The organism is Lonsdalea britannica (genome assembly GCF_946477055.1).
GTDB lineage: Bacteria > Pseudomonadota > Gammaproteobacteria > Enterobacterales > Enterobacteriaceae > Lonsdalea > Lonsdalea britannica_A.
On record NZ_CAMKXG010000039.1, the window covers coordinates 1 to 18,167 of the forward strand.

At 53.9% G+C, this 18,167-nt stretch carries 18 protein-coding genes; 17 read left to right on the top strand and 1 reads right to left on the bottom strand.

Going from position 1 to position 18,167, the window contains the following annotated elements:
* On the bottom strand, positions 1–1,049 hold a 1,049-nt coding region (locus Q7O77_RS04665), incomplete at its 3' end, for a KUP/HAK/KT family potassium transporter (RefSeq protein WP_304163833.1).
* Between the two features lie 233 nt (positions 1,050–1,282).
* Here Q7O77_RS04665 and ravA point away from each other — a divergent pair.
* The 17 genes from ravA to Q7O77_RS04750 all read left to right on the top strand — a co-directional run.
* Positions 1,283–2,779, top strand: a complete 1,497-nt coding sequence (gene ravA / locus Q7O77_RS04670; RefSeq protein ID WP_304163834.1) for an ATPase RavA — start codon at positions 1,283–1,285, stop codon at positions 2,777–2,779.
* 7 nt (positions 2,780–2,786) lie between these two features.
* Positions 2,787–4,259, top strand: a complete 1,473-nt coding sequence (gene viaA / locus Q7O77_RS04675; protein ID WP_304163835.1) for an ATPase RavA stimulator ViaA — start codon at positions 2,787–2,789, stop codon at positions 4,257–4,259.
* A gap of 98 nt (positions 4,260–4,357) precedes the next feature.
* Positions 4,358–4,819, top strand: coding sequence for a transcriptional regulator AsnC (gene asnC / locus Q7O77_RS04680; protein ID WP_026738614.1), 462 nt, complete (start codon positions 4,358–4,360; stop codon positions 4,817–4,819).
* A gap of 91 nt (positions 4,820–4,910) precedes the next feature.
* Positions 4,911–5,354, top strand: a complete 444-nt coding sequence (gene mioC, locus Q7O77_RS04685; RefSeq protein WP_304163836.1) for an FMN-binding protein MioC — start codon at positions 4,911–4,913, stop codon at positions 5,352–5,354.
* A gap of 377 nt (positions 5,355–5,731) precedes the next feature.
* Positions 5,732–7,621: a tRNA uridine-5-carboxymethylaminomethyl(34) synthesis enzyme MnmG gene (gene mnmG, locus Q7O77_RS04690; protein ID WP_304163837.1), complete on the top strand. Its 1,890-nt coding sequence runs from the start codon at positions 5,732–5,734 to the stop codon at positions 7,619–7,621.
* 69 nt (positions 7,622–7,690) lie between these two features.
* On the top strand, positions 7,691–8,311 hold the full coding sequence (gene rsmG, locus Q7O77_RS04695) for a 16S rRNA (guanine(527)-N(7))-methyltransferase RsmG (protein ID WP_304163838.1): 621 nt from the start codon (positions 7,691–7,693) through the stop codon (positions 8,309–8,311).
* 633 nt (positions 8,312–8,944) lie between these two features.
* Positions 8,945–9,328, top strand: coding sequence for a F0F1 ATP synthase subunit I (atpI, locus tag Q7O77_RS04700; RefSeq protein ID WP_085650608.1), 384 nt, complete (start codon positions 8,945–8,947; stop codon positions 9,326–9,328).
* Between the two features lie 23 nt (positions 9,329–9,351).
* Entirely contained in the window at positions 9,352–10,155 is an 804-nt protein-coding gene (gene atpB / locus Q7O77_RS04705) for a F0F1 ATP synthase subunit A (protein ID WP_085650609.1), read from the top strand.
* Positions 10,156–10,204: 49 nt separating this feature from the next.
* A complete protein-coding gene (atpE, locus tag Q7O77_RS04710) occupies positions 10,205–10,444 on the top strand; it encodes a F0F1 ATP synthase subunit C (RefSeq protein ID WP_005976545.1) in 240 nt (79 codons plus the stop codon).
* 63 nt (positions 10,445–10,507) lie between these two features.
* A complete protein-coding gene (atpF, locus tag Q7O77_RS04715; protein WP_026738608.1) occupies positions 10,508–10,978 on the top strand; it encodes a F0F1 ATP synthase subunit B in 471 nt (156 codons plus the stop codon).
* A 14-nt stretch (positions 10,979–10,992) separates the two neighbouring features.
* Complete coding sequence (atpH, locus tag Q7O77_RS04720; RefSeq protein ID WP_304163847.1) at positions 10,993–11,526, top strand: F0F1 ATP synthase subunit delta; 534 nt, start codon at positions 10,993–10,995, stop codon at positions 11,524–11,526.
* 12 nt (positions 11,527–11,538) lie between these two features.
* Positions 11,539–13,080 (top strand): F0F1 ATP synthase subunit alpha, encoded by a 1,542-nt coding sequence (gene atpA / locus Q7O77_RS04725; RefSeq protein WP_304163849.1) that lies wholly within the window; start codon positions 11,539–11,541, stop codon positions 13,078–13,080.
* Between the two features lie 53 nt (positions 13,081–13,133).
* Positions 13,134–13,997 (top strand): F0F1 ATP synthase subunit gamma, encoded by an 864-nt coding sequence (gene atpG / locus Q7O77_RS04730; RefSeq protein WP_304163851.1) that lies wholly within the window; start codon positions 13,134–13,136, stop codon positions 13,995–13,997.
* A gap of 47 nt (positions 13,998–14,044) precedes the next feature.
* Positions 14,045–15,427: a F0F1 ATP synthase subunit beta gene (gene atpD, locus Q7O77_RS04735; RefSeq protein ID WP_085650613.1), complete on the top strand. Its 1,383-nt coding sequence runs from the start codon at positions 14,045–14,047 to the stop codon at positions 15,425–15,427.
* A gap of 29 nt (positions 15,428–15,456) precedes the next feature.
* Complete coding sequence (locus Q7O77_RS04740; protein ID WP_026738603.1) at positions 15,457–15,870, top strand: F0F1 ATP synthase subunit epsilon; 414 nt, start codon at positions 15,457–15,459, stop codon at positions 15,868–15,870.
* A gap of 268 nt (positions 15,871–16,138) precedes the next feature.
* Positions 16,139–17,509, top strand: a complete 1,371-nt coding sequence (glmU, locus tag Q7O77_RS04745) for a bifunctional UDP-N-acetylglucosamine diphosphorylase/glucosamine-1-phosphate N-acetyltransferase GlmU (RefSeq protein WP_304163854.1) — start codon at positions 16,139–16,141, stop codon at positions 17,507–17,509.
* Between the two features lie 250 nt (positions 17,510–17,759).
* Positions 17,760–18,167 (top strand): class II glutamine amidotransferase (locus tag Q7O77_RS04750; protein WP_304163856.1); only part of this gene is annotated, 408 nt, incomplete at its 3' end.

The window sequence follows — 18,167 nt, forward strand, 5'->3', positions numbered from 1 at the left end:
ACCGCCACATACAGCAGCCAGTTGATCACCGGAATATAGATTTGCCCGGACTCCATATCGGAGGTGTGCACAATCTTCATCGGCGGCAAATAACCGAGACGCACCGCCTGACGAGTGAGTGAGAAAACGCCGGAGATCACCGCCTGCGAAGCGATGATTGTCGCGAAGGCGGCCAACACCAGCAGCGGGATCAGCGCCCAGTCAGGCGCCAGCAGGAAGAAGGGGTTTTTAATCGCTTCGGGATCTTTCAGCAGCAGCGCGCCCTGACCGAAGTAGTTGAGTATCAACGACGGCAGCACCACCAGGAACCAGGCGATGCGGATAGGCAATTTGCCGAAGTGACCCATGTCGGCATACAGGGCTTCAACCCCGGTAATGGCCAGCACCACCGCGCCCAGCGCGAAGAAGGACACCATCTTATATTTGATGAAGAAATTCACGGCCCACATCGGGTTCAGCGCCTGCAAGACCTGCGGGTGGTCGATCACGCTGCGCGCGCCGAGAATGCCGAGCGTCAGGAACCAGACCAGCATCACCGGCGCGAACAGACTCCCAACGCGTCCAGTGCCGTGTTTTTGGATCATGAACAAAAGCGTCAGTACAGCGATGGAGACGGGGACGATATAAGATTCCAACGAGGGCGCGACGATATCCAACCCCTCTATCGCCGACATCACTGAGATAGCCGGTGTTATGACGACTTCGCCGTAAAAAAAGCTGCCGCCGATCAACCCCATAATAACGACTATCGCCGTGACCCGGTCCGAGGTGTTGCGTCCGGCCAGAGACATCAATGTCAGTATGCCCCCTTCCCCGGCGTTATCGGCCCGCATGACGTAACTCAGGTATTTCAGTGAAACGACTAAGACCAACAGCCAGAAAATCAGCGACAGAAAACCGTATACAGAATCCGACCCCACGCCGAAACCAAACTGCCCGGACAAACATTCCCTAAGCGTATAGAGAGGACTAGTACCGATATCGCCGTATACCACCCCTATAGCTGCCAGCGTAATCGCTGGCAATGGACGTTTATGTTCTGAATTCATAAACCCTATCTTCTATAGTCCATTAACACATTGAACCACCCAAACATTGAGTAGCCCCAAAAACGCTCAGTATGCACAAATCACGCTAAAAGCCCATTTTTAAAACCCGTCTTCCTGTTTCATCTATAGGACAATTATTGATTAACGCCGCTAACAATGCCCATAATCAGCTAATAATTCTTCAGCCAGACTGCTAATCTCAAACAGTGATTGACGGCAATGATGGATAAATAATGATACAACCCACCGCGCTGGCTGACCGAATCGCCCGCCTGAGCCAAGCCCTCGAACACGGCCTGTACGAAAGACAACATGCCATACGCTTATGCCTGCTGGCCGCGCTGAGCGGAGAAAGCGTCTTTTTACTGGGACCACCAGGGATCGCGAAAAGCCTGATCGCCCGCCGTCTGAAATATGCGTTCAGAGACTCCCGGGCTTTCGAATATCTGATGACGCGTTTTTCCACGCCGGAAGAGGTCTTCGGACCACTGTCGATTCAGGCGCTGAAAGATGAAGGACGCTACCAACGTCTGACCTCCGGCTATCTGCCGGAAGCGGAAATCGTTTTTCTGGATGAAATCTGGAAGGCGGGCCCGGCGATCCTGAATACCCTGCTGACGGCCATTAACGAACGACGCTTCCGCAACGGCGACAGTGAAGAACCCATACCCATGCGCCTGCTGGTCACCGCCTCCAACGAACTGCCGGAATCCGACAGCAGTCTGGAAGCGCTGTACGACCGTATGTTGATCCGCCTGTGGCTCGGCCGCGTGCAAGATAAACAGAATTTCCGGGCCATGCTGACCACCAGCGGCGGGGAACGCGATAATCCGGTCAGCGAAGCCCTGAGCGTCAGCGGCGAAGAGTATGTGCAGTGGCAGTCGCTCATTAACCAGATAACGTTGCCGGATGCCTGTTTCGATTTGATTTTCCAACTGCGCCAGCTACTCGACTCGCAGGAAAATGCGCCTTATGTCTCCGATCGCCGGTGGAAAAAAGCCATTCGGTTGCTTCAGGCCTGCGCCTTCTTCAGCGGGCGGGACAACATTACGCCGGTGGATATCATCCTGCTCAAAGATTGCCTGTGGCATGACAACACCTCGTTCGATCTGGTGAAGCAGCTGATGAACCAGTTGATGACCGAGCACGCCTACCAGCAGCAGACGCTGCTTTTCCGGCTCCAGCAGCTTAATCTGGAACGGCAACAGTACGAACAGCAGCAGAGTGAGCTGCAGGCCTTTCGGGTGGAAAAACAGGGTAATTTCTTCGCCCGTAAACCGCACTACACGCTGCCTGACACCCTCGCCGACGAGCAACTGACGCTGGTGCTGCAAACCCCGCTGGTGCTGAACGATCGTACGGTCACCCATCTGGTCTTCGACACCAAGGCGTTGTCGCACTGGCTGAATGCCGGGGGAGAAATCCGCGCGAAACTGAACGGCCTCGGATTCGGACAACGTATCGATATGAAAGTCGATGACGCTCAGCATCTGATAGTCCATGACATTAGCCTGCAGAGCACAACGCTTTCGCTACCGGACAAAAGCAACATCAAGCTGCCCGAGTCTCTGGTGCAGCAATACGACACATTAAAACTGCAGCTCAAGGAACAGCAACGCCGCTTCTCACAGCATCAGCCTTGTCTGTTCGTCCCGAAAGAGTGGTTCGCGAGGATTGAAGAAAGCCTGCGGCTGGTCGATGAACAGATAGAACAGTCTCGACAGGAGTAACCCCCCAATGCTGACGCTGGAATCGCTGGAGCTCCTGCTTTCTATCGATGAAAACCATCTCCTGGACGATATGCTTGTCACGCTGCTGTCTACGCCGCAGCTGGCGATGTTCTTCGAAAAGCATCCGCGGCTGAAGTCCGCCGTCATGAACGATCTCCCCAAGTGGAAAACACTGTTGCAACAGCGGCTCCATACGACGGCGGCGCCGGAAGAACTCGAAAAGGAAGTGGCGGGCTACCAACAGGCGCTGGCCACCAGCCGTCTGACGCTGCCATCACGGATGCCGGAGCTGATGGCGCTGCTGAAAGAGGTCAATTCGCCGTTTCTGGTTCAGGCGGACAAACTACGCCACTCGCCGGATGCCTCTGACCGCGAGATGAGCGCGGGATTACACGCGCTGTTTATTCAGCGCTGGCGCGCCAGCCTGACGCAGCAGACGCTCGAACTGCATCATCGGATCGTCGAGCAAGAACGGGATACGTTGTTCGAGGAGCTGCAACAGCGTCTCACCGTCACCGAATCACTGATTCCGGTATTGGCGGAAAACGATACCGCAGCGGGTCGGCTCTGGGATCTTAGCGCCGGAAAGCGTCTGACCCCGGATCTGCAACCGCTGCTCGCCACCAGCGCCTTCTTGCAGCAACAGCCCGAACTTCAGCAATTGGCCGAACGCCTGGGCCGCAGTAATGAAACAAAAACGGTACTCAGCCAGACGACGCCGCTTGAAGCCTTCAAGGTGATGATTCGCGAACCCTCCCTGACGCCGGAACAGGTCAGCGGCATCCACCAGAGCGACGACATTTTACGGCTGATCCCGACGGAGCTGTCGACGCTGGGCGTTGACGAACTGGAGTACGAATTCTATCGCCGGCTGGCGGAACATCGCCTCCTCACATACCGCCTACAGGGCGAAGGCTGGCGCGAAAAGATTCAGGAGCGACCGGTCGTTCATCAAAATCAGGAGCAGCAGCCGCGCGGGCCGTTCATTGTCTGTGTGGATACTTCAGGCTCGATGGGCGGCTTCACTGAACGCTGCGCCAAGGCATTCTGTCTGGCGTTGATGCGTATCGCGCTGGAAGACAATCGCCGCTGCTACATCATGTTGTTCTCGACAGGCGTCGTCAGCTACGAGCTGACCTCAGCCACCGGTCTGGATGAAGCGATTCGTTTCCTTAATCAGTCATTTCGCGGCGGCACGGATATGGCGGACTGCGTCGCCGCCCTGCTGGATATCATGGCCAGTCAGCAATGGCAGGATGCGGACGCCGTCATGATCTCGGACTTTATCGCCCAGCGCCTTCCCGACCCGCTGATCGCGGAAGTTCGGCGGCGTCAGCGTCAGTATCATCATCGTTTTCATGCGGTGGCGATGTCCGATCACGGGAAACCGGGCATCTTAACGATTTTTGACCATATCTGGCGCTTCAACACCGGTCTGAAAAGCCGTTTGCAACGACGCCTCCATCACTCGAAAAGCTGAACGACCGTTCGGCTTTTTTCCGGCATTGCCGTGATAGACGTTGCTTCAACCCGCCATTCGCAGTAAAACGCAGAAACAGACAACAATAGAGACGTGTTATGGCCGACACCTATTCAATGGACGAACTCGACCGCAGTATCCTCGGCGCGCTGATGGAAAATGCGCGTACGCCCTATGCGGAGCTTGCCAAGCAGTTCGCGGTCAGCCCCGGCACCATCCATGTCCGGGTAGAAAAAATGAAGCAGGCGGGCATCATCGTCGGCACACGTCTGGACGTGAATCCCAAGCAGCTAGGCTACGATGTATGCTGCTTTATCGGCATTATTCTGAAGAGCGCCAAAGATTACCCCTCCGCGCTCGAAAAGCTGAATAACCTGGAAGAAGTGGTGGAAGCGTATTACACCACCGGGCATTACAGCGTGTTCATCAAGGTGATGTGCCGCTCAATCGACGCCCTGCAGGATGTACTTATCAACAAGATCCAGACGATTGATGAAATCCAGTCCACAGAGACCCTGATCTCCCTGCAAAACCCCATCATGCGGACCATCGCGCCCTAAGCCTTTTTTCCTATCCCCCTATTATCCACAGGTAGATCCCACCAAAATCACAGCGTACAATGGCCCGTCTTTTCATCCGACGGGATCGTGTATGACCCATATCACTCTTATTAGCGGTAGCACGCTTGGCAGCGCGGAGTACGTCGCAGAGCATCTGGAAACCCTGCTGCAACAGGCCGACTTTTCCACCACGCTGTTGCATGGCCCCGAACTCAGCGAAGTTCCGACAGAAGGGTTATGGCTGGTAATCACCTCTACGCATGGCGCTGGCGACTTGCCTGACAACCTGAAAACGTTGTTTGAAGAAATAGAGGCGAACAAGCCTGACTTATCGGAGATCCGTTTTGGCGCGATCGGGATCGGCAGTAAAGAGTACGACACATACTGTGGCGCGATCCTGACGGTTGATCGCGTTTTGCAGGATCGTGGCGCTAAAAAGATCGGCGAAATCCTCAAGATCGACATCACCGAACACGAAATACCGGAGGATCCGGCGGAAGAATGGCTGGGATCGTGGATTAATTTACTCAGATAATGCCTTTTTTTACCCCTTTATCTGTGGATAAAACACGTTATAACAGGGGTAAAACCGGTAGTTATCCCAATAACAACTCCCGGTCGTTTTCTGAGCTGTGCATAACCCCCCATTCAGATCCCAGCTTATACGGTGTGGGATCACCGATCTTTCACAGCTAATGATCCCGATTAAAGGGTTGATCATTCTGACGAATTTTGGGTTATCCACAGATAACGTCGATCCTAATAAGAGATCTAATAAAGAGATCTTTAAATAAAAAGATCTTTCTTTAATTACCTGACGATCAACCACGCTTGGTCGTTCGCACAAACTTGAGTAGAATCCCCCACCCCAGGGCCGTAACGATCGTTCGCAACCACGCGAGGTGCAGTACCATGTTTTATCCAGATCCTTTTGACGTCATCGTGATCGGCGGAGGTCACGCCGGCACAGAAGCCGCGATGGCTTCTGCTCGAATGGGACGTCAAACCCTTTTACTGACGCATAACATTGATACGTTAGGACAAATGTCGTGCAACCCAGCGATTGGCGGGATCGGAAAAGGACATCTGGTCAAAGAGATCGACGCCATGGGCGGCCTAATGGCCAGCGCTATCGACCAGGCGGGTATTCAGTTTAGGATACTAAACATCAGTAAAGGGCCTGCGGTGCGCGCTACCCGTGCTCAGGCAGACCGCGTGCTGTATCGACAGGCGGTGAGAACGGCACTGGAGAATCAGGAGAACCTGACGATCTTCCAGCAGGCTGTCGACGATCTGATAGTGGAAAACGATCGCGTGGTGGGTGTCGTCACCCAGATGGGACTGAAATTCCGCGCTAAATCCGTTGTTCTGACCGTCGGGACTTTCCTGGACGGCAAAATTCATATCGGGATGGATAACTACAGCGGTGGCCGTGCTGGCGATCCGCCGTCCATTCCGCTCGCTAAACGTCTGCGGGAACTGCCGCTGCGCGTCGGCCGCCTGAAAACAGGGACACCGCCGCGTATCGACGCACGCACTATCGACTTCAGCGTTCTGGGCCAGCAGCATGGCGACAACCCGATGCCGGTGTTCTCCTTCATGGGAAGCGCCAGTCAGCATCCAGCGCAGATGCCGTGCTACATCACGCATACCAACGAACGTACGCATGAAGTGATCCGCAATAATCTGGATCGCAGCCCGATGTACGCAGGCGTTATCGAAGGCATCGGTCCTCGCTACTGCCCGTCTATCGAAGACAAAGTCATGCGCTTCGCCGACCGCAATGCTCATCAGATTTTCCTGGAGCCGGAAGGGCTGACCAGCAACGAGATATACCCGAACGGTATCTCGACCAGCCTGCCGTTCGACGTGCAATGGCAAATTGTTCGCTCTATGGACGGGATGGAAAATGCACGCATTGTTCGTCCTGGCTACGCGATCGAATATGACTTTTTCGATCCGCGCGATCTCAAACCGACGCTGGAAAACAAATTTATCCACGGCCTGTTCTTTGCCGGCCAGATCAACGGCACCACCGGTTACGAAGAAGCGGCGGCTCAGGGCATGCTGGCGGGACTCAATGCCGCACGACTGGCCTTCGAACAGGACGGATGGACTCCCCGTCGCGATCAGGCTTATATCGGCGTGCTGGTGGACGATCTCTGTACGCTGGGGACCAAAGAACCGTACCGCATGTTCACCTCGCGAGCGGAATATCGTCTGATGCTGCGTGAAGACAACGCGGACCTGCGTCTGACCGAACAAGGCCGAGAACTGGGCATGGTCGATGACGTTCGCTGGGCGCACTTCAACGAGAAGCTGGAAAGCATCGAAAAAGAGCGTCAGCGCCTGCGTGATGTGTTCGTTCACCCGCATTCTGAGCAGGTCGCCGAGATCAACACGCTGCTGAAAGCGCCGTTGTCTCGCGAAGCCAACGGTGAAGATTTGCTGCGTCGCCCTGAAATTGACTATGCGCTGCTGACGCAGCTGCCGATGTTCGCACCGGCGCTGACCGATACCAAAGCGGCGGAGCAGGTCGAGATTCAGGTCAAATACGAAGGCTATATCGCCCGTCAGCTGGAAGAGATCGAAAAACAGCAGCGTAATGAAAATACCTTGCTGCCCGCTGAGCTGGATTATCGTCAGGTCAGCGGACTGTCAAACGAAGTGGTCGCCAAACTCAACGATCACAAGCCCGGCTCGATCGGTCAGGCATCCCGTATCTCCGGCGTTACGCCTGCCGCCATTTCCATTTTGCTGGTGTGGTTGAAGAAACAAGGGATGTTGCGCCGCAGCGCCTAAAAGAGCGCGGCCTAACGCCGCGCTGCATCATGTCTATCAAGCTAACAGAACGAAAAATCAGGATTTTGCGTGCTTACGAAACTAAACCACCTGCTGGACAGCGCTGGCATAACGTTGACCGATCGCCAGAAAACACAGCTGATTCAGTACGTTGAACTGCTGAACAAGTGGAACAAGGCCTACAATCTGACTTCGGTGCGCGACCCCGACCAAATGCTGGTGCGCCACATCATGGATAGCCTGGTGGTGGAGCCGCATCTGGAAGGACAGCGCTTTATCGATGTCGGCACGGGTCCGGGTCTGCCCGGCGTTCCGTTGGCCATCATCCGTCCTGACGCTCATTTCGTCCTGTTAGACAGCCTGGGCAAGCGTGTACGTTTTCTGCGTCAGGTGCAACATGAGCTGCAGTTGGAAAATATCGAACCGGTACAGAGCCGCGTAGAGGACTTCCCCGCGGAGCCTGCGTTTGACGGCGTCATCAGCCGCGCGTTCGCTTCTCTGCAGGATATGCTCGAATGGTGCCACCATCTTCCCGCGCGGCCTCAGGGCCGTTTCTACGCCCTTAAAGGCGTGCTTCCCGACGAAGAGCTGCATGCCTTGCCGGAGGGGATTTCCGCCGAGTCGATCGTCAAATTGACCGTTCCCGAGCAGGAAGGGGAGCGTCATTTGGTCATTCTGCGTCAGCTTTAATGTTGTTTTTTATCAAATAAGCACGAACTAATTGCACTTTTCACCCGATAGTCAGGGGCGTGCGCGTGATAAATTAGCGGCCTCAGTAATATTTAATGTGATGTTACACAGCGGTGTCTTTAATGCATTTTGACGGGAATGCGGGGTGTGGTTTTTTTAAACAGCCTGACAGTTTCGTTGCCGTTTTACGTGACGGATATGTGTTAATGATGTGAGATAAAATTATCCGGAATGTCAATAACGGGTTTTCGCTGTGGTTTTGTTATGTTTGCTGAGTGTTGGTTTTTAACTATTTGAAATTAAATAAATAAAAATAGCTATTTTTGCTAAAGACAAAAAAAAAGCCGATCGTTTATAAAACCCTGTGACTCGTTTTATGTGAGTAATATCACACAATGTAGCCGATTTAGTGCTGGTTTTATTAAAGTCGTGTTAACAGCATAGTTAGTAAAAATAAGGCTTCTGAAATAAATTTAAATAATCGTTCACCTTTTGGCTACTTATTGATTGAATTCGCTTGGCTGAAACGTATAATTTGCTCGTTTTTTGCTGCTTGACTCGATGCTCTAAAGGCAGTTTTATACGACTTTATTCAGCATACCTCTGAGAAAAGGTACGGGGAGAGCAAGCGTCATGTCTGTACCCCTTTACAATGGGAAAGTCGCGCTGCATTCGTTGCTGATACAATGCGTGGTGATGTTGGCGTTGAGCGCTATTTTCGCCACGGTCAGCCAGAAGGCCGCGGTTTCCGCATTAGGCGGGGGATTGGCAGCCTGGTTGCCGAATATGGTGTTTATGCTGTTTGCCTTACGGCGGAACGTGCAGACACCATCAGCAGGACGCATTGCCTGGTCATTTGCTGTGGGCGAGGCGCTGAAAATGCTCTTCACCATTGCATTGTTGGTGGTGGCGTTAGGCGGGTTTCATGCGGCATTCCTTCCGCTTGGCCTGACATACTTGTCGGTGTTGGTTATCCAGATCGTGGCACCCGCTGTCATTAACCGTTACCGTAGTTAACAACAAAAAGGGTAAGAGACATCATGTCTGCTTCAGGAGAAATCTCTACTCCGCAAGAGTATATCGGCCATCATCTGACGCATTTACAGGTGGGTTCGGGCTTCTGGGCGATCAACATCGATTCGATGTTTTTCTCAGTCGCTCTTGGCATACTCTTTCTGGTTATCTTTCGTTCAGTCGCTAAAAACGCAACCAGTGGCGTGCCTGGCAAGCTGCAGACCGCAGTTGAGCTGGTCGTAGGTTTCGTTGATAGCAGCGTGCGTGATATGTATCACGGCAAGAGCAAGTTGATTGCTCCTTTGGCGCTGACCATTTTCGTCTGGGTTTTCCTGATGAACTTTATGGACCTGCTGCCGATCGATTTGCTGCCGCAAATTTGGGCGAAGATTTATAGCGCCGCCGGGCACGATCCTGCTCATGCTTATTTGCGCGTGGTACCTTCTGCCGACGTGAACATTACGCTGTCGATGGCGTTAGGCGTTTTCATTCTGATTCTGTTCTACAGCATCAAAATGAAAGGCGTGGGCGGCTTTGTCAAAGAGCTGACATTGCAGCCGTTTAATCATCCTGTCTTTATTCCTGTCAACCTGATTCTTGAAGGTGTCAGCCTGCTGTCCAAACCGGTTTCACTGGGTTTGCGACTGTTTGGCAACATGTATGCGGGTGAGTTGATCTTCATCCTGATTGCCGGCTTGTTGCCGTGGTGGTCTCAATGGTTGTTGAATGTCCCCTGGGCCATTTTCCACATCCTGATCATTACGCTTCAGGCTTTTATTTTCATGGTTCTGACGGTTGTTTATCTCTCGATGGCATCTGAAGAGCATTGATTTTCTTTCAACACAATAACGTTTTAACTGAAACAAACTGGAGACTGTCATGGAAAACCTGAGTGTGGATCTGCTGTACATGGCTGCCGCGTTGATGATGGGTTTGGCGGCTATCGGTGCTGCGATCGGTATCGGCATTCTGGGTGGTAAATTTTTGGAAGGCGCTGCACGTCAGCCCGATCTGATTCCTCTGCTGCGTACACAGTTCTTTATCGTAATGGGTCTGGTGGATGCAATCCCGATGATCGCTGTGGGTTTGGGTCTGTATGTGATGTTTGCGGTCGCCTAAACAAGCTTGTGCTTGTCAGGTGATGGAACATCAACCATTTAACTTACGAAGAGGCATTGTGCTGTGAATATTAACGCTACAATCCTCGGCCAGGCCATTGCGTTTGTCCTGTTTGTCCTGTTCTGCATGAAGTACATATGGCCGCCGATTATGGCAGCCATTGAGAAGCGTCAAAAAGAAATTGCTGACGGTCTGTCTTCTGCGGAACGCGCCAAGAACGATCTGAACCTAGCGCAGGCCAATGCGACCGATCAACTGAAGAAAGCTAAAGCGGATGCTCAGGTCATTATTGAGCAGGCGAATAAGCAACGCGCTCAGATTCTGGAAGAAGCGAAAGTGGAAGCAGAAACGGAACGCAACAAAATTGTGGCGCAGGCCCAGGCTGAGATTGACGCTGAACGCAAACGCGCTCGCGAAGAGCTGCGTAAGCAGGTCGCCTCGCTGGCCATTGCGGGTGCCGAGAGAATTATTGAACGTTCCGTGGATGAAGCTGCTAACAGCGACATCGTCGATAAACTGGTCGCTGAACTGTAAGGAGGAAGGGGCTGATGTCTGAATTTGTCACGGTAGCTCGCCCCTACGCCAAAGCAGCTTTTGACTTTGCCGCAGAACACCAGGCGGTTGAACACTGGCAGTACATGCTGGCATTTGCTGCAGAAGTAAGCCGAGATGAACAGATCGCCGAACTGCTTTCCGGCGCTGTCGCGCCGCAAACGCTGGCGAATACCTTCATCGAGGTCTGCGGTGATCAACTGGATGATGCGGGCCAAAACCTGATTCGGGTTATGGCCGAAAACGGGCGTTTACCGGTGCTTCCTGAAGTACTGGAACAGTTTGTTCAACTTCGTGCGGCACAGGAATCGACAGTTGATGTCGAGGTGATTTCCGCCACGACGTTGAACGAGCAGCAGCTATCCAAGATAGCGGTTGCGATGGAACAACGTCTGTCACGTAAAGTGAAGCTGAATTGCAAAATTGATAAGTCTGTTATGGCCGGCGTGATCATTCGCGCAGGCGATATGGTGATAGACGGCAGTATTCGTGGTCGTCTGGATCGTCTGGCAGACGTCTTGCAGTCTTAAGGGGACTGGAGCATGCAACTGAATTCCACCGAAATCAGTGAACTGATCAAGCAGCGGATTGCTCAGTTCAATGTTGTGAGCGAAGCTCATAACGAAGGTACTATCGTTTCCGTCAGTGACGGGATCATCCGTGTACACGGTCTGGCCGATGTCATGCAGGGGGAAATGATTTCTCTGCCCGGCAACCGTTATGCCATCGCACTGAACCTGGAGCGCGACTCCGTGGGTGCCGTGGTGATGGGTCCGTATGCGGACCTGGCCGAAGGCATGAAAGTGAAATGTACCGGCCGTATCCTGGAAGTTCCGGTAGGCCGCGGCCTGCTGGGCCGAGTGGTCAACACTCTGGGTGCGCCTATCGACGGTAAAGGTCCGATAGAGCACGACGGCTTCGCCGCCGTTGAAGCGATTGCGCCGGGCGTAATCGAACGTCAGTCTGTCGACCAGCCGGTTCAGACCGGTTACAAATCCGTCGATGCGATGATTCCGATCGGCCGCGGTCAGCGTGAGCTGATCATCGGCGACCGTCAGACCGGTAAAACCGCGCTGGCCGTTGATGCCATCATCAACCAGCGTGATTCCGGCATCAAATGTATCTACGTCGCTATCGGCCAGAAAGCCTCCACCATTTCCAACGTGGTTCGCAAACTGGAAGAGCATGGCGCGCTGGCTAACACCATCGTGGTTGTGGCTACGGCCTCCGAATCTGCCGCTCTGCAGTATCTGGCGCCTTATGCCGGTTGTGCGATGGGTGAGTATTTCCGTGACCGCGGCGAAGACTCACTGATCATTTACGATGACCTGTCCAAACAGGCTGTCGCTTATCGTCAGATTTCTCTGCTGCTGCGCCGTCCGCCGGGCCGTGAAGCATTCCCGGGCGATGTGTTCTATCTGCACTCCCGCCTGCTGGAACGTGCTGCGCGTGTTAACTCGGAGTACGTTGAAAAATTCACCAACGGTGAAGTGAAAGGCAAAACGGGTTCTCTGACGGCGCTGCCTATCATTGAAACTCAGGCAGGTGACGTTTCCGCGTTCGTTCCGACCAACGTTATTTCCATTACCGATGGTCAGATCTTCCTGGAATCCACCCTGTTCAACGCCGGTATTCGTCCTGCTGTTAACCCAGGGATTTCCGTATCCCGTGTGGGTGGTGCAGCTCAGAGCAAGATCATGAAGAAACTGTCCGGTGGTATTCGTACCGCTCTGGCACAGTATCGCGAACTGGCGGCGTTCTCTCAGTTTGCTTCCGATCTGGATGATGCAACGCGTAAACAGCTGAACCACGGTCAGAAAGTGACTGAACTGCTGAAACAGAAACAGTATGCGCCGATGTCCATCGCGCAGCAGTCTCTGGTGCTGTTCTCTGCAGAACGCGGTTATCTGGAAGACGTTGAGCTGTCTAAAGTGGGAAGCTTCGAAGCGGCGCTGCTGGCCTATGCCAGCCGTGAGCACGGCGAACTTCTGCAGCAGATCGACCAGACGGGTGCTTATAACGATGAAATCGAGGGTCAATTCAAAACTATCCTCGATACCTTTAAAGCAACCCAGTCCTGGTAATTGCCCGCGGTCTGCCTCACGGCAGACCGCTAGGCTATTGAGGAGAAGCTAAGATGGCCGGCGCAAAAGAGATACGTAGTAAGATCGGAAGCGTCCAGAATACGCAGAAGATCACTAAAGCGATGGAGATGGTCGCCGCTTCCAAAATGCGTAAATCGCAGGATCGTATGGTGGCCAGCCGTCCTTATGCTGAAACTATTCGCAAAGTGATTGGTCACCTTGCGTTAGGTAATTTGGAGTACAGACATCCGTACCTGGAAGAGCGCGAAGTTAAGCGCGTCGGGTATTTTGTGGTGTCTACAGACCGTGGCCTGTGCGGTGGCTTGAATATTAACCTGTTCAAAAAGCTTCTGGCCGAGATGAAAGAGTGGGGCGACAAGGGCGTAGAAAGCGATCTGGCGCTGGTAGGTTCGAAAGGCGTCTCTTTCTTCAATTCCGTTGGCGGAAACGTTGTCGCTCAGGTAACGGGTATGGGCGATGCCCCCAGCCTGTCTGAATTGATCGGACCGGTAAAAGTCATGCTGCAGGCCTATGACGAAGGTCGTCTGGACAAGCTGTATGTGGTGAGCAACAAATTCATCAATACCATGTCTCAGGAGCCTCAGGTTGTTCAACTGCTGCCTCTGCCCCCGGCGGAAGACAGTGCGCTGAAGAAGAAGTCCTGGGATTATCTGTATGAACCCGATCCTAAGTCGCTGCTGGATACCCTGTTGCGCCGTTATGTGGAGTCTCAGGTTTATCAGGGCGTCGTAGAGAACCTGGCCAGCGAGCAAGCCGCGCGAATGGTTGCGATGAAGGCCGCCACCGATAACGGCGGTAATCTGATTAAAGAGCTGCAGTTGGTATACAACAAAGCTCGTCAGGCCAGCATCACTCAGGAACTCACCGAGATCGTCGGGGGAGCCTCCGCGGTTTAAGCTAGGTTAACGAATTACGTATTGTCGAATTACGTAGAGGATTCAAGATGGCTACTGGAAAGATTATCCAGGTAATCGGCGCCGTGGTGGACGTCGAGTTCCCTCAGGATGCCGTACCGAAAGTGTACGATGCGCTTGAGGTTGAAAACGGTGCTGAAAAACTGGTGCTGGAAGTACAGCAGCAGTTGGGCGGCGGCGTTGTTCGTTGTATTGCAATGGGGACTTCAGACGGTCTGCGTCGCGGCCTGGACGTTGCTAACCTCGGTCACCCGATTGAAGTGCCGGTAGGTAAAGCGACGCTGGGTCGTATCATGAACGTACTGGGCGAGCCGGTCGACATGAAAGGCGATATCGGCGAAGAAGAGCGTTGGGCTATCCACCGCGAAGCGCCGGCGTACGAAGAACTGTCCAACTCCCAGGAACTGCTGGAAACGGGTATCAAGGTTATCGACCTGATGTGTCCGTTCGCCAAGGGCGGTAAAGTCGGCCTGCTCGGCGGCGCGGGTGTGGGTAAGACCGTCAACATGATGGAACTGATCCGTAACATCGCTATCGAGCACTCGGGTTATTCCGTGTTTGCGGGTGTAGGGGAACGTACTCGTGAGGGTAACGACTTCTACCACGAAATGAGCGAATCCAACGTTCTGGATAAAGTGTCTCTGGTATATGGCCAGATGAACGAGCCGCCGGGTAACCGTCTGCGCGTAGCACTGACCGGCCTGACCATGGCGGAGAAATTCCGTGATGAAGGTCGCGATGTTCTGCTGTTCGTCGATAACATCTACCGTTATACGCTGGCAGGGACCGAAGTGTCCGCACTGCTGGGCCGTATGCCTTCCGCAGTAGGCTACCAGCCGACGCTGGCGGAAGAGATGGGTGTGCTGCAGGAACGTATCACTTCCACGAAAACCGGTTCCATCACGTCCGTACAGGCCGTTTACGTCCCTGCGGATGACTTGACCGACCCGTCGCCAGCCACCACCTTTGCTCACTTGGATGCAACCGTGGTACTGAGCCGTCAGATCGCGTCTCTGGGTATCTACCCGGCCGTTGACCCGCTGGATTCCACCAGTCGTCAGCTGGATCCGCTGGTGGTTGGTCAGGAACACTATGATGTCGCTCGTGGCGTGCAGTCCATTCTGCAGCGTTACCAGGAACTGAAAGATATCATCGCGATTCTGGGTATGGACGAACTGTCTGAAGAAGACAAACTGGTCGTATCCCGTGCGCGTAAGATCCAGCGCTTCCTGTCTCAGCCGTTCTTCGTGGCAGAAGTGTTCACGGGTTCTCCGGGTAAATTCGTCTCTCTGAAAGAGACCATCCGTGGCTTTAAAGGCATCATGGACGGCGAATACGACCACCTGCCGGAACAGGCGTTCTACATGGTTGGTTCCATTGACGAAGCAGTGGAAAAAGCCAAGAAACTGTAACGCCTTGATAGGAGGGTGACATGGCTGCTATGACTTACCATCTGGATGTCGTGAGCGCGGAACAGGCAATGTTCGCCGGTCTGGTACAGAAAATTCAGGTGACCGGTAGCGAAGGCGAGCTGGGGATTTACCCTGGTCACGCCCCCCTGCTGACGGCCATTAAGCCTGGTATGGTGCGTATTGTTAAGCAACACGGTGATGAAGAATTCATCTACCTGTCCGGCGGTACCCTTGAGGTACAGCCGAATGCGGTCACCGTGCTGGCTGATACCGCCATCCGTGGGCAGGATCTTGATGAAGCGCGGGCTTTGGAAGCGAAGCGGAAGGCTGAAGAGCATATCCGTAGTTCACATGGTGATGTGGATTATGCTCAGGCCTCTGCTGAACTGAGCAAAGCCATTGCTAAGCTGCGCGTTATCGAGCTGACCAGAAAATCGATGTAACAGATATCGTCTCCAAAAAGCCGGCCGGTTTTTACCTGCTGGCTTTTTTTATACCCGTGGTCCGGGCGATGTTGAGGGGAGCAACACCTGAAAACGTTGCAAAAGGGTCGCCTCCGCGAAGGAATTCGCCATTTCGTCGGCGTTATCTCGCAAAATGAGGCCAAGCGGGATTTTTCGCTGAAAAATATGTAGTAATCCGGTGTAATAATAGGGTTAACTTTCATTCGTCCCACTTGGTGGGCACCAATCAGTTTCAGTCAGGATGCCTATGTCGAACAGTGCTATCAGCGTCGTTATTCTTGCCGCCGGCAAGGGGACGCGCATGTATTCCGATCTTCCCAAAGTTCTCCACCCGCTGGCGGGTAAACCGATGGTTCAACACGTGATTGATACCGCCATGAAGGTGGGTGCCGAACGCGTTCATCTGGTCTATGGTCACGGCGGCGATCGCCTCAAAAAGACGCTATCCGGCGAAGCGCTGAACTGGGTGTTGCAGGCCGAACAATTGGGGACAGGTCATGCGATGCAGCAGGCGGCGCCAGCGTTTAGCGATGACGAAGATGTCCTGATGTTGTACGGCGATGTTCCGCTGATTTCCGAAGCGACGCTGAAGCGTCTGGTTCAGGCCAAGCCTGACGGCGGTATAGGCCTGCTGACCGTCAATGTGGACGATCCTACGGGCTACGGACGCATCGTTCGGCAGGACAACGAGGTCGTCGGCATTGTGGAACATAAAGACGCCAGCGAGGCGCAGCGTGAAATCAGCGAAATCAATACGGGGATTCTGGTCGCGGGCGGTCGCGATCTGAAGCGCTGGCTCAGCCAACTGACCAATAACAATGCGCAGGGTGAATACTACATCACCGATATCATTGCGATGGCGGCTCAGGAAGGACGTCGCGTTGCAGCGGTACACCCTGAGTGTGCCAGCGAGGTGGAAGGCGTCAATAACCGTCTCCAGCTGTCTCGTCTGGAGCGCATCTATCAGCTGGCGCAGGCGGAAAGGCTGCTTCTGGAAGGGGTGATGCTGCAGGACCCGGCGCGGTTTGATCTACGCGGCAACGTGACGTTTGGCCGTGACGTCACCATTGACAGTAATGTCATACTGGAAGGCGACGTGACGCTGGGGCATCGCGTGACGATTGGCGCAGGCTGCGTGATCAAAAACAGCGTCATTGGTGATGATTGCGAAGTCAGTCCATACTCGGTATTAGAAGACGCCGTGCTGGAAGCGAAATGCACTATCGGACCTTTTGCACGCCTGCGTCCCGGCGCTGAGCTGGCCGAAGGGGCTCACGTCGGCAACTTCGTCGAAATGAAAAAAGCCCGGTTGGGTAAAGGCTCCAAAGCTGGCCATCTGACCTACTTGGGCGATGCTGATATCGGCGCGAACGTCAATATCGGCGCGGGCACCATCACCTGTAATTATGACGGGGCCAACAAGCATCAGACCATCATCGGAGATGATGTGTTCGTGGGCTCGGATACCCAGCTAGTGGCGCCGGTTCGCGTCGCTAAAGGCGCGACTCTAGGCGCGGGGACGACTGTCACTCGCGACGTTGGCGAGAACGAGCTGGTGCTCAGCCGTGTCCAGCAGACGAATATTGCAGGCTGGAAGAGACCGACGAAGAAAAAGTAAATTGCAGCGACGATGGCGTCGGATGTGTTCCATCGTCAAATAGACCATCCCGCCCGAATTGGGGTGGGATGGTATTGTCTTGATGAAAGACGGTTTTGTCCTGCCTTTTCATACTGATGCGAGAACTTGCAGGCCAAAACATAATAATTCCCCACTCTACAAGGCTCGGGGAGCCCGGAATAAACCGGATTAATCAGGTCAAAGACTTCATCGGTGACACAGTATGTCGCCTCTATAGGAATGCCATAATATGTGTGGAATTGTAGGCGCTGTCGCGCAACGAGATATTGCTGAAATCCTGCTGGAAGGGTTACGCCGTCTGGAATACCGGGGCTATGATTCGGCCGGTCTGGCGGTTGTCGATAACGAAGGGCATATGACCCGTCTGCGTCGTCTGGGCAAGGTGCAGATGCTGGCTCAGGCGGCGGACGAACATCCGCTGCACGGCGGCACTGGGATCGCCCATACGCGTTGGGCGACGCATGGCGAACCGTCGGAAGCGAATGCGCACCCTCATGTGTCTGAAAACATCGTCGTGGTGCATAACGGTATTATCGAAAACTACGAGCCGCTGCGTGAAATGCTGACTGCGCGTGGTTTCCGATTCGTTTCCGAAACGGATACGGAAGTCGTCGCGCATCTGGTGCGCTGGGAACAA